Raw genomic sequence first — 11,862 nt, 5'->3', positions numbered from 1 at the left:
GACCTGCCGTTTCACGTCGCGGAAAATCCAGACGCTTGCCAGCGGCAAGCCTGCTTGCGACACTCCCTCAAAACAAGAACTACAAAATATCCGGGAGAGAACGATGCCGGGTCGTCGCGAAAACCTTGCTGCCCTCGCCATGCTTGCTGCCGGTATGTTGGCCATGACACCGGCCTCGGCGCAGAAGCAATACGACCCCGGAGCGAGCGACACCGAAATCAAGATCGGCAACATCATGCCCTATAGCGGGCCGGCGTCGTCTTATGGCGTGATCGGCAAGACCGAGGCCGCCTTCTTCAAGATGATCAACGACCAGGGCGGCATCAACGGCCGCAAGATCAACTTCATCAGCTATGACGATGCCTATTCTCCGCCGAAGGCGATCGAGCAGGCGCGCAAGCTCGTGGAGAGCGATGAGGTATTGTTGATCTTCCAGCCGCTCGGCACGCCCTCCAATTCCGCGATCATGAAATACATGAATGCCAAGAAGGTGCCGCAGCTCTTCGTCGCCTCCGGCGGCACGAAGTTCGGCGACCCCAGGAATTTCCCGTGGACCATGGGATTCCAGCCGAACTACCAGAGCGAGGGGCGGATCTACGCAAAATACATTCGCGACAATTTCCCCAACAGCAAGATCGCGGTGTTCTGGCAGAACGACGATGCCGGCAAGGACCAGTTCAAGGGGCTGAAGGACGGGCTCGGCGACAAGGCCGGCATGATCATCGCCGACAAATCCTACGAGGTCAGCGATCCCTCGATCGACTCGCAGATTGTCGCCTTGCACGATTCCGGCGCCGACATCTTCTTCTCCTGGGCCGCGCCGAAGGGCTCCGCGCAGGCGATCCGGAAGGTCGGCGAGCTCGGCTGGAAGCCGAAGTTTTTTCTGGCCAACACCGCGACGTCAGTCGCCTCAGTGCTGAAGCCTGCGGGCCTCGACTATTCCAAGGACATCATCTCGACCGTCTATCTGAAGGACCCGACCGATCCGACCTGGGACAAGGATCCCGCGGTGGTGAAATGGCGTGAGTTCATGGACAAATATTATCCGGACGGCGACAAGGCCAAATCCAACAACGTCTACGGCTACGTGCAGGCCGAAGCCATGGCGCAGGTGTTGAAGCAGTGCGGCGACAATCTCACGCGCGAGAACGTCATGAAGCAGGCCACCAGCCTCAAGAACTTCCACACCGATCTGATGCTGCCGGGAATCATGGTGAACACCTCGGCCGACGATTATTTCCCGATCGAGCAGATGCAGCTGATGCGCTTCAACGGGCAGGCCTGGGAGCTGTTCGGCGACGTCATTACCGGCGAGGTCGGCCACGAGCGCGGCCAGTAATCAGGGCGTGCTTGCAATCGGAGGTCCGGCAGTCGCTCGGGATGAAAAGCGCGCGTCAACCGCGCGATGAGCGGCTTAAGCTACCCCGCGCTCAGGCGCACGCCGGCGCGCAGAAACTTCTGCGGATCGACTGCCTCGCCCTCGATGCGGGTTTCATAGTGCAAATGCGGGCCGGTCGAACGTCCGGTCGAGCCGACGAGACCCACCACCTGGCCGATCTTCACGATTTCGCCGACCTTCACATTGATTTCGGAGAGATGGCCGTAGCGGGTGGCAAGTCCATTGCCGTGATCGACCTCGATCATGCGGCCGTAACCGCCGGACCAGCCGGCCGACACCACCTTGCCGTTGGCAGTGACGCGAACGGGATCGCCGGTGGCCGCGCGGAAATCGAGGCCGGTATGCATCGCGGGCCGCCCGAGAAAGGGATCGCTGCGCACGCCGAAGCCCGAGGTGAACTCGACCTCGCCGATGACGGGCTTGCGATAGGGCACCAGCGCGAGCGTGCGGTTGAGCCGGTCCATCTCGGCGCGGGTGACGTTGATGCGATAGAGCTGCTTCTCGAACGGCCCGGAATTGGCCGTCAGCTTGACCGGTACAAATGGGCCGCCCATGGCTGTGCGCGGCACAGCAGATTCGAGGTTGGCGAGGTTCAGGCCGAGATCGCTGACGACGCCGCGCATTCGGCGCATGCGAGAATCCATGCCTTCCTCGACGGCGCTGAGCGCCGCCATCTGGCGACGCTCGACCTGATCAAGCGCGGTCTGGAGGCGGACCAGGACGTTGTCGAAACCCTGGTTCTTGGCGAATTGACTGACCGGCGGGGCCGCGACGGTCGGAGCCCGCGATTCAAGGCGCGCTTCGCGATCGGGCGGAGCTACGAAGATCACGGTGTCGCTGATCGGCGACGGCTTTGGCGTACCCTGCGTCGGGCTCTGGCTCGAATCGCTGCGCTGCGGGGCCGAACGGGGGATGGATCCGGTCACGTCGGGCATGGCGCCAAGCGCCGTGGCCCGGGACTCCAGCGCCGTCTGGCGCTTCATGATCTGGTCGAGCTTCTGGTCGAATTGTTCCTGGTCGAGCAGCTGCCGGCTGGTGGTGCGGTCGACCTTGGCGCGCAGCTCGGCGATGCGGTCCTCGTAGGCGTATTGCATCTCGGCCTGCCGCGCGATCAGCCGGGTCAGGACGTCGTCGCGGAAGGCGAAATAGGTGGCGGTCGCAGCCGACCACAGCCCGAGCAGCACCACGGTGCCGACCACGATCCAGAACACCACGGGTCCGAAGCGGACCTGCTTGCCGGCATGGACGATGGTGTAGGCGTCGTCGGTCGCGGGAAGGGGTGCAGCGACGGCTACCGCAGTGGCGGCAGGACGCCGGTGGAAGGCCCGTCCGTGATCGTGGGAATGATGTTGGGGGTACTGCGAATATTGGGCAGAACTTTTCGACATCGGCACTCCCGCGCCGGTCGGATGAGTCCGTACGGCCTTAACTGCCGCAGCAATCTGGGCCGGTCATGGTTAATTTTCCGGAAATGGGAACGCTCAAACTTAAAGAGCTGGTTAAAGACTTCTTGCCGCCGCCAGCACCTCGTCGGCGTGGCCGTCGACGCGAACGTTGCGCCAGACCTTGGCCACCCTGCCGTCGGCGCCGACCAGCACCGTGGTGCGAAGAATCCCGAGGAAGGTCTTGCCGTACATGGATTTTTCGCCCCAGGCGCCATACGCCTCCAGCATCTCATGTTTCTCGTCCGAGACGAGGGGGATACCGAGACTGTGCTTGTCACGGAACTTCTCCTGCGCCTTTAACGGATCCGCGGAGATGCCGAGCACGGCAGTACCGGCGGCGGCGAAAGCGTCCGCCAGCCGGGTGAAGTCGATGGCTTCCCTGGTGCAGCCCGGCGTGTCGGCGCGGGGATAGAAGAACAGGACGACCTTCCGGCCGGCATAATCCGACAGCGTGACCACGTCGCCGCCGTCGCGGGGCAGGCGGAAGGCGGGAGCCTTGCGGCCTTCGGCCAGGGTGGATTTCGTCGCTGCGGGCGAGGAGGCCGATTCGGAAGAATTTAACTGTTTCGATGCGGCCTTATGCGATGCTGCTTTTGCTTTTGTCCTGGTTGATTTGCTTGCCGGCGTCCGCTGTGTTTTCGCGGACTGGGTTTGAGTCGATGCCCGCGTTGTCGGGGCCTTCTTTTTAGCCGTCGGACTGCCGGAGGGCGTTTTGGACGATTTCTTTCGGGATTTCTTGGACATACGCCTTCCTTTCGTCGCTTTCGGCGGGTCAACCAAAGCGGTATTGCAGCTCTCGTCCGGTCAGCCGGATTTGCGCCCTTGGCTGGGCAAGTCTGACGACGCCGGAGTATGGTTACAAGGAATTCCACGCAACACCCCACTGCTCGTTGAACGCGCTGCCGGGGCGAAATGACGAACAGCAGGAATATTCGAGGTATGGCGGCAATGCCGGGTGGGGGAGCTTCGATCCCCGCCGACGGCTGCGGTCCCGGCGGCGCTCAATCCTATGACGGGCGCCTGTATCGAGAGGCAATGGCAAGGAATACGTCGCCCCAGGATCACAATCGCGATTTCGATCGGCGCGGTGGCGGACAAGAGCCGCCGGAATGGGAGGCCGACTGGGATGCGGATCAGGAAGCGGCGGCGGGCCATCGGGCGCGCCGGCTGTTGTCCCGTTCCAATTCGGGCATCCATCGCTTCGGTGACGGCTTTGGATCGTTTCGGCGGTGGCTCGCTGCTGACCGCTGGCTCAAGCGGCTGGCCATCGTCGTCGGTGCCCTCGTCGTCATCTTCGTCGGCTGTTTCGGGGCGCTGTGGTGGCGGCTCGGTGCCGGTCCCATCAACCTCGACATCGCGACGCCCTGGCTGGCCGCGGCGATCGAGGACAATATCGGCCACGGCAATACCGTTGAGGTCGGCGGCACCCAGATCGAGCGGGCCGGGCGGGTCCGGATCGCCGTGCGCATCCGCGACATCGTCGTCCGTGACCACGACCACGCCATCGTCGCCAGCGCGCCGAAGGCGGAGGTGAAGCTGTCGGGTGCGGGGCTCCTGACGGGTCACCTGCGCGCCGAAAGTCTCAATCTCGTCGATGCCGAGCTTGCGATTCGGATCGCGCCCGACGGGACCGTCACGGTCTCGGCTGGGGACACTGCAAAGCCGCTCGCGACCGGCGTCGCGTCCAAGAAGGACGCGGGCCTGCCACCGACATTCCCGCGCAATGGGGTTCCGCCGCCGCCTTTCGCGACCGCGCCTGCGAGCCCGGACGCATCCCAAGCCGCCCCACAGACAACCGCGCAGAGCGGAATTCTTCAAGGCCTCGACTGGCTCGACAGTCTGAGCATGACCGGCCTCGACGGCCAGAACCTCAACGAGATCGGTCTGAAGAACGGCAATCTGATCGTCGATGATCAGCAGCGCGGCGGCAAATGGGCCTTCGAGAACATCAGTCTCAGCCTGCGCCGGCCGAGCCGCGGCGGCGTGACGCTCAGCCTCGGCGAAGAGGGAGCGCATCCGTGGTCGCTGCGCGCCACGATCGGTCCCACCGAGAACGGCGTGCGCTCGGTCGACATCCGCGCCGACAAGGTCTCGACGTCCAACATTCTCCTGGCCTTGCGGGTGAAGGACCTCACCTATACGGCCGACCTGCCTCTGACGGGCGAACTCAAGGGCGAGCTCGGCCGTGATGGCGTGCCGACCTTCTTCCGCGGCAAGATCGCGGTCGGCTCCGGCAACATCATCGACACCGACACGCCCGACTATCCGATGGCGATCGACTCGGCCGAGATCAATGTCGAATGGGATTCGAACCGGCGGGTGCTGATTGCCCCCTTCAAGATCCTCTCGGGTGCCAACCGGGTCACGCTGCTCGCGCATCTCGAGCCGCCGAACGGCAACATCAACGACTGGCAGCTCGGCTTCAGCGGCGGCTCGATCCTCCTCGGCGGCATCGACAACGAGCCGCCGCTCGTCTTCAACCGCATCGCAATCGGCTTCCGTTTCGACACCGACCACAAGCGGCTGCTGCTGACGCAGGCCGATATATCCAATGGCGAGATCGGCGTCGCCGGCACCGGCGCCATCGACTATTCCGGCGAGCCGCGGCTGACGCTGGGCTTTGCGGGAACGCCGATGTCGGCCTCCGCACTGAAGCGGATGTGGCCGACGCTCGTAGTTCCCGAGCTGCGCGAATGGGTGATCGAGCGGATCGAGCGCGGCACGCTCCAGCGCATCGAGATCGGCGTCAATTCGCCGGTGAAGAACCTGCCGCGCAAGGGCCCGCCGATTCCGGACGACGGCCTGTCAGTCAACATCGTGGCGAGTGGCGTCGCGGTCCGTCCCGTCGACGGGATGCCGGTGGTGCACGACGCCGATCTGAAGGCCCATGTGACCGGGCGCACCGCGACCGTGAATATCGGGCAGGGCATTGCCGATACGCCCGCAGGCCGCAAGATCACGATCTCCGATTTCACCTTCGAGGTGCCGGACATGGCGCCAAAGCCCTCGCCGTCGCGGAGCAAATTCCGCGCTGATGGACCGGTCGCGGCGGCCGCCGAAATTCTGTCCAATGATCGCCTGAGCGATCTGTCGGCGACCTTCGTCGATCCCAACACCAGCAAGGGGACGTTCTCGGCGAACATCCAGCTCGGCCTGCCGGTCAAGGGCGAACTGACCAAGGCCGACACCAGCTACACCGTCAGCGCCGAGCTCAACGGCTTTGCCGCCGACAAGCTGGTGATGAACCAGAAGCTGGAAGCCAACACACTCAAGATCGTCGCCAACAACCAGGGCTATCAGGTCAAGGGCGACGTCAAGATCAACGGGCAGGCAGCCTCGCTCGACTATCGCAAGCCGACCGAGGGCGATGCGGATGTCAGATTGCAGGCGACGCTGGACGACGCCAGCCGCGCGCGCCTCGGGTTCGACCTGAGCCCTGCCGTCAGCGGCTCGTTGCCGATCAAGCTCTCGGGCAAAATCGCCGGCGGCGCCGACCAGACCACCAAGCTCGGCGTCGAGGCCGACCTGACCTCGGTCAAGCTCGACAACATCTTGCCCGGCTGGGTCAAGCTGCCGGGCAAATCAGGCAAGGCCAGCTTCAAGGTGGTGCCGACGGCGCAGTCGACGCGTTTCGAGGACATCGTGATCGAAGGCGGCGGTGCCTCGATCAAGGGCTCGCTCGAGGTTGACCCCAATGGCGACCTCATGAACGCGAACTTCCCGACCTACTCGCCGTCGGACGGCGACAAGGCCTCGTTGAAGGTGGAGCGCGGTCAGGATGGCGTGGTCAGGGGCACCATGCGCGGCGACGTGTTCGACGGCCGCGGCTTCCTGAAGTCGGCGATCTCGGGCAATTCCAAGGACGACGGCAAGAGCAAGCTGAAGAACGTCGATTTCGACATCGACGTGAAGCTCGGCGCGGTCGCCGGCTTCAACGGCGAAGCGATGCGCAGCGTCGATGCCAAGATGTCCAAGCGCAACGGCGCCATCAAGGCCTTCACGCTGAGCGGCAAGATCGGCGGCAACACGCCAGTGGCGGCCGACCTGCGCGGTGGCCGTGCGCAGGGCGCACGCGAGGTGATCTATCTCCAGACCAACGATGCCGGCGCGCTGCTGCGCTTCACCGATACCACCAACAAGGTCTTTGGCGGCCAGCTGGTGGTGGCGATGGAACCGCCGACGTCAGAGCCTGTGTCCAGGGAAGGCTTGATCAATGTGCGCGATTTCACGGTCAAGGGAATGGATCAGCTCGATCGTGTTGCGGCGGGCGGTCCCAACGGCGCGCAGAGTGGCGTGTCCTTTACGGCGCTGCGCGCCGAGTTCACGCGGCAGAACGGCGCGCTCACGATCCGCGACGGCGTCATCAAGGGGCCGATGATCGGCGGCACCATCGAGGGCTCGATCGACTATCCCGGCAATCAGGTGTGCATGAGCGGTACCTTCGTGCCGATGTATGGCGTCAACAACATCTTCGGCCAGATCCCGCTGTTCGGCATCTTCCTCGGCGGTGGCAACAATGAGGGATTGATCGGCGTGACCTATGAGGTCGTCGGCACGCCCGCCGCGCCGGTGATGCGCGTCAACCCGATCTCGGCGATGGCGCCGGGCCTGTTCCGCAAGATCTTCGAGTTCAACACCGGCAAGCAGAACTCGCCATTCGAAGAATTCCCCTCGCAGTCGAGCGACGGCTCGACCGGATCGACGCGGCAACTATCGAGCGGCTGCACCCTCGCGCGGCGATAGCGCGAAGCGCTCCCACCTGAGACTCATTCGAAAACGAAGATGGCTGGCGGTTTGCTTGCGGCCATCCTTCGAGACGCCCGCTTGGGGCGGGCTCCTCAGGATGAGGTCTTGTACTGCGGCGGAAATCTTAGACCCTCATGGTGATCGCCCTAAGCGGGCGTCTCGAACCATAAGGCCGAGCGCGCGCCCGCAACCTTGCGGGTGTGCGACGGCCCCACACCCTGCGTAGAGATAGATAGGCAGCCATTGCGCTGCCTACGCAGCGCGCACGCCGGCCAAGAAGGTGCCGACTTCGCCGGAGAGCTGCTCGGCCTGCTTGGAGAGGCTTGAGGCCGCCGCGAGCACCATGCCGGCGGCGTTGCCGGTCTCGTTCGCCGCGGTGCTGACGACGCCGATATTGGTGGTGACTTCCCTGGTTGCTTCGGCGGTCTGGGAGACGCTGCGGGCGATCTCGGCGGTGGCGGCGCCTTGCTCCTCAATCGCGGCGCCGATCGAGGTCGCGATCCGGCTGACTTCTTCGATCGTTGCGGTGATGCCGCCGATGGCGTCGACCGCTTCCTTGGTCGCGCCCTGGATCTGGGCGATCTTGTCGCCGATCTCGCGGGTGGCTTCCGCGGTCTGGCTGGCGAGCGACTTCACCTCGGAGGCCACCACGGCAAAGCCGCGGCCGGCTTCGCCGGCGCGTGCCGCCTCGATAGTGGCGTTGAGCGCAAGCAAATTGGTCTGCGCGGCAATGCTCGAGATCAGCTCGGCGACATGCTCGATCTGCTGGGCGCCGTCGGACAGCGCGCGCACGATGGTGTCGGTGCGGCGTGCGCTGTCTACCGCGCGGCCGGTGACTTCGGCCGACTGCGCCACCTGGCGGCTGATCTCGGTGATGGAGGAGGAGAGCTCCTCGGCAGCGGCCGCCACGGTCTGGACCCGCTGGCTGGCCTCGGTGGCGGCCGAGCCGACCACGGCGGCGCGGCGGTTGGTGCCCTCGGCGGTTGACGACATCGACTTGGCGGTGGTCTCCAGCTCGCCGGAGCCCGAGGCCATCAGACCGACGAGCTGGCCGACGGAGGCATCGAAGCGGTCGGCCAGCGCGATCAGGGCGTCGCGTTTGTCCTGCTCGCTGCGTGTCTTGATGGCGACCTGCTCGGCCTCCAGGTTACGCGCAGTCAAAGCGGTCTGCCGCAGCACTTCGAGCGTCTCGGCCATGCGGCCGATCTCGTCGCCGCGGCCGGTCTCCTCGACCGGCTTGTCGATGGCGCCTTCGGAAATCTCCTGCATGCGGTTCTTCTGGCGGTCGAGCGCGCCGAGCACGTCGCGGGCGATCAGCCAGGACAGGGCGGCCATCAGCAGCATCAGGCCGATGCCGATCGCGCCGAGCTCCAGCGTCAAGGCCCGCACGTCTGTGTCGATGTCGTCGACATAGAGGCCGTAGCTGATCGTCGCGTTCCAGGGCGCGAATTTGCGCGCGAAAACGGTCTTGCGGACCGGCTCGGTTTGGCCGGGGCGGGGATAGAGATAGGAGGTTACGCCTCCCTGCGGGGCTTGGTTGCCGGCCCTTATGATCGCATCGGCAATGAGGATGCCGTTGGAGTCCTTCGCGCCCGTGGTCTTGCCTTCGAGCTGCTGGTTCGCGGCGTTGACCAGGATCGAGGTATCGGCGTTGTAGACCACGGGATAGCCTTGGCCGCCATTGAAGCTCATGCGGCGGCCACGCAGATGGAACTGGACCTTCGCTTCAGCCTGGGTCAGCTTGCCGGCGCCGACATCCTCTTCAAGCGATTGGGCGAGGTTGTAGAGCATATCGACCGCGGTCCGCATCTGCTCGGCGCGGTCCTCCAGCATGCGGCTCTTGCTGAGAACGGACGACACCCCGATGATGGCGGTAATCGTAAGTGCCGCGAGACAGACCATGCTGGCGAGCTTGGTGCGGATCTTCAGATGACTCAGCAGCTGCATCACGGCCTCGACGATACGGTTGTTATTACCCGCGTCGGTAGCATGAAGTTCTTACCAATCATGAATGGACGCGTGCGGCGTGCTGCCGCGCGTGCAGGCAAAGGCCGTGTGCCGGCCTGCGCCCAGTCATGCATCGGAGCAGAATGATCTTGGATTTGTGTGGCTACCCAGCCTGGCCGGAGCGGCAATGAACCGATTCGTTCATCGCATCATCATGTCCGTGCTGCTCGTCGCAGTGCTGGCCATCATCTGGAATGTGCTGGGGACGCGCTGAGCCGGCACCGGCAAAGCTGCCGGTGCCATTACGATTCGCGGGTTAATTGCCCTCGCGTCAGCGCCGTGCGTAGGCGTCGCCCGCCGCGTCAGTTTCCTTGCCCGTCAGCGCATCGACGCTAACCGAGCCGCCGCCGGCCGCCGAGAGATAGAGGCAGGCGAAGCAGAACACGATCGCGGCGGTGCCGCCATTGAGCAGCGGCAGGAACACCGGCGAGCCGCTCTTGAACATGTGGCCCATGAAGTAGGCGAAGGCCATTTCGCCCGACAGGATGAAAGCCGAGAGCCGGGTGAACAGGCCGAGCATCAGCGTCGCGCCTAGCACCAGCTCGAGCGTGCCGGCCGCGTAGATCAGCGGCGGGATGTCGGCGAAGTAGGGAAGCGCCGGAAACTTGAACAGCTTGGCCACGCCGTACTGGAACAGCAACAGGCCGGTGACGAAGCGAAACAGGCTCAGGAGAACCGGTTCGTAGCGAGAGAGAAAGGTAAAGTTCATTGGTTTGTGCCTCCATCCAATGCAGCGACTTGGACCGCATTCGGTTCCACCCCGCAAGCCGCTCAAGCTCGATTCGGACTGACATTTTCGTCATGTCAGACAAAACACCGCAGGCTGGGATTTCAGCCCAACGGAATCCCAATTTTTGCGTGAGTTCCGCGTCGCCTCAGTCGGTATTTTTCCGGTAACGCGTGTGCGTGAAGGTTACCTCTGGGAAACCTAGCGCCGCAAGGCGGGCACGACCAGGAACGGGATCATCCCGAGCACCACATTCGCAAGCGCGAAAATGAGCAGCGCGTTGTATCCATGAGTCGCGTCGTGGATCAGGCCGCCGCTCCATGAGCCGAACGCCGAGCCAAGTCCGCTGCCGATCGAGATGGTGCCGTAGATAGTCCCGACGCGCTTGCCCCCAAAGATCTTCATCGCAGTCGCCGTGATCAGCGGGCCGCGTGAGCCCATCATGCTGCCGAAGCAGACGACGAAGCCGGTGAGCAGGACGAGATTGGTGGAGTATTGCAACAGCCAGAGCAGGAAGATGCCGACGATCGAGATCGCGTAGCTCAGCAGCACGGATGGCCGGCGCCCGATCAGACCGTCGAGCGCGGAGACGCCGAGCATGCCGAACACCAGCACCACGCCGGAAAAGCCCCAGGCAGTTGCGGCCTGGAGCGGCGGAAAGCCGGCATCGATCAGATAGGCCACGATCTGCGCGGCGATCGCATACATGCCGACGGCGGTGAAAAAGAAAGTCGAGAACAGCGCCCAGAAGGCGTGGTGGCGCATCGCGCTTGGAAGCGTCCAGCCGTGATCGACGAAATCCGGATCGGTCTTCTTCGCGACATGCGGCGAGCCCGAGGCGAACAGCCGCCATGGCAGGAGCATGAGTGGCACCAGCAGGCTTAGCGCAGCGAAGCCGAACAGCTGGTAGGTCTCGCGCCAGCCGAGATGGTCGATCAGGAGCTGCGAGGCCGGCAGCAGCGCCAGCACGCCGCCGCCCATCGCCGAATAGACCACCGCCATCGCGGTCGGCAGCCGTGGCCCGAACCAGCGGCCAAGCAGGATCGAGTTCGGCACGTTGCCGATGAAGGCGACGCCGATGCCGACGCACAATCCGATCGAGAGCTGGAATTGCCAGAGCGACTGCGCGCGGCCTGCAATCAGGAAGGCCGAGCCGAGCAGCAGGAGGCCGAGCGCATAGACGATGCGCGGACCGGAATGGTCGAACAGGCGTCCGACCAGCGGCGCGGTCAGTCCGCTGACGAGCCACGTCAGCGAATAGATCGAGACGATCTGGGCGCGATCCCAGCCGAAATTTTCCGAGATCGGTTTCAGGAAGACGGTGAAGCTCTCGCTGAGGCCGCGGCCGAGCACGGCCAGCGTGAAGCAGAGCGCGAGCACCACGAGCGCGGTGCGCACCGCTCCTTGCGGCGTCGCAGCCGCGCGCTCCTCGCTCGTTTTCTTGGCCGTTTCCCTGGCCGTTTCCCTGAGCGTGTTCTGGTTCATTGCCGATCAGGGAGCGCGCTTCGGCGCACCCTGACAAGCAGCGAAAAGCTCAT

8 protein-coding genes are annotated in these 11,862 nt (G+C 64.3%); 3 read left to right on the top strand and 5 right to left on the bottom strand.

Annotation, left to right across the window (positions count from 1 at the left end):
- Positions 1-103 precede the first annotated feature (103 nt).
- Positions 104-1,339, top strand: coding sequence for an ABC transporter substrate-binding protein (locus GWG65_RS22040; protein ID WP_275197676.1), 1,236 nt, complete (start codon positions 104-106; stop codon positions 1,337-1,339).
- 80 nt (positions 1,340-1,419) lie between these two features.
- Here the strand turns inward: GWG65_RS22040 and GWG65_RS22035 are convergent, their stop codons facing one another.
- Both GWG65_RS22035 and GWG65_RS22030 read right to left on the bottom strand, forming a co-directional pair.
- Entirely contained in the window at positions 1,420-2,787 is a 1,368-nt protein-coding gene (locus GWG65_RS22035) for a peptidoglycan DD-metalloendopeptidase family protein (protein ID WP_275197675.1), read from the bottom strand.
- Positions 2,788-2,898: 111 nt separating this feature from the next.
- Entirely contained in the window at positions 2,899-3,588 is a 690-nt protein-coding gene (locus tag GWG65_RS22030; RefSeq protein ID WP_275197674.1) for a peroxiredoxin, read from the bottom strand.
- A 195-nt stretch (positions 3,589-3,783) separates the two neighbouring features.
- Here GWG65_RS22030 and GWG65_RS22025 point away from each other — a divergent pair, with 195 nt between their 5' ends.
- The gene (locus GWG65_RS22025) at positions 3,784-7,587 is read left to right on the top strand and encodes a DUF3971 domain-containing protein (RefSeq protein ID WP_275197673.1); all 3,804 of its coding nucleotides are present in this window, start codon (positions 3,784-3,786) and stop codon (positions 7,585-7,587) included.
- A 255-nt stretch (positions 7,588-7,842) separates the two neighbouring features.
- Here the strand turns inward: GWG65_RS22025 and GWG65_RS22020 are convergent, their stop codons facing one another.
- Positions 7,843-9,537 (bottom strand): methyl-accepting chemotaxis protein, encoded by a 1,695-nt coding sequence (locus GWG65_RS22020; RefSeq protein ID WP_275197672.1) that lies wholly within the window; start codon positions 9,535-9,537, stop codon positions 7,843-7,845.
- Positions 9,538-9,601: 64 nt separating this feature from the next.
- Between GWG65_RS22020 and GWG65_RS22015 the strand changes: the two genes are divergently transcribed.
- Positions 9,602-9,811 (top strand): hypothetical protein, encoded by a 210-nt coding sequence (locus tag GWG65_RS22015; protein ID WP_275197671.1) that lies wholly within the window; start codon positions 9,602-9,604, stop codon positions 9,809-9,811.
- A 57-nt stretch (positions 9,812-9,868) separates the two neighbouring features.
- Here the strand turns inward: GWG65_RS22015 and GWG65_RS22010 are convergent, their stop codons facing one another.
- Together GWG65_RS22010 and GWG65_RS22005 are read right to left on the bottom strand one after the other, a co-directional pair.
- Positions 9,869-10,306 carry a DoxX family protein gene (locus GWG65_RS22010; protein WP_275197670.1) on the bottom strand — a complete coding sequence of 146 codons (438 nt, stop codon included), beginning with the start codon at positions 10,304-10,306 and terminating at the stop codon, positions 9,869-9,871.
- Between the two features lie 219 nt (positions 10,307-10,525).
- Positions 10,526-11,809 (bottom strand): MFS transporter, encoded by a 1,284-nt coding sequence (locus tag GWG65_RS22005; RefSeq protein WP_275197669.1) that lies wholly within the window; start codon positions 11,807-11,809, stop codon positions 10,526-10,528.
- Positions 11,810-11,862: the final 53 nt, after the last annotated feature.

Source organism: Bradyrhizobium sp. CSA207, assembly GCF_029051685.1.
Taxonomy (GTDB): Bacteria; Pseudomonadota; Alphaproteobacteria; order Rhizobiales; family Xanthobacteraceae; genus Bradyrhizobium.
The sequence above is the reverse complement of the archived record's forward strand: the minus strand, read 5'-3'. Positions and strand labels throughout refer to the sequence as shown.

Excerpts from the sequence above, each read along its gene's own strand:
- GWG65_RS22040 (WP_275197676.1), top strand. The coding sequence starts at position 104 with ATGCCGGGTCGTCGCGAAAACCTTGCTGCCCTCGCCATGCTTGCTGCC.
- GWG65_RS22010 (WP_275197670.1), bottom strand. The coding sequence starts at position 10,306 with ATGAACTTTACCTTTCTCTCTCGCTACGAACCGGTTCTCCTGAGCCTG.
- GWG65_RS22035 (WP_275197675.1), bottom strand. The coding sequence starts at position 2,787 with ATGTCGAAAAGTTCTGCCCAATATTCGCAGTACCCCCAACATCATTCC.
- GWG65_RS22005 (WP_275197669.1), bottom strand. The coding sequence starts at position 11,809 with ATGAACCAGAACACGCTCAGGGAAACGGCCAGGGAAACGGCCAAGAAA.
- GWG65_RS22025 (WP_275197673.1), top strand. The coding sequence starts at position 3,784 with ATGGCGGCAATGCCGGGTGGGGGAGCTTCGATCCCCGCCGACGGCTGC.
- GWG65_RS22020 (WP_275197672.1), bottom strand. The coding sequence starts at position 9,537 with ATGCAGCTGCTGAGTCATCTGAAGATCCGCACCAAGCTCGCCAGCATG.
- GWG65_RS22030 (WP_275197674.1), bottom strand. The coding sequence starts at position 3,588 with ATGTCCAAGAAATCCCGAAAGAAATCGTCCAAAACGCCCTCCGGCAGT.
- GWG65_RS22015 (WP_275197671.1), top strand. The coding sequence starts at position 9,602 with ATGGACGCGTGCGGCGTGCTGCCGCGCGTGCAGGCAAAGGCCGTGTGC.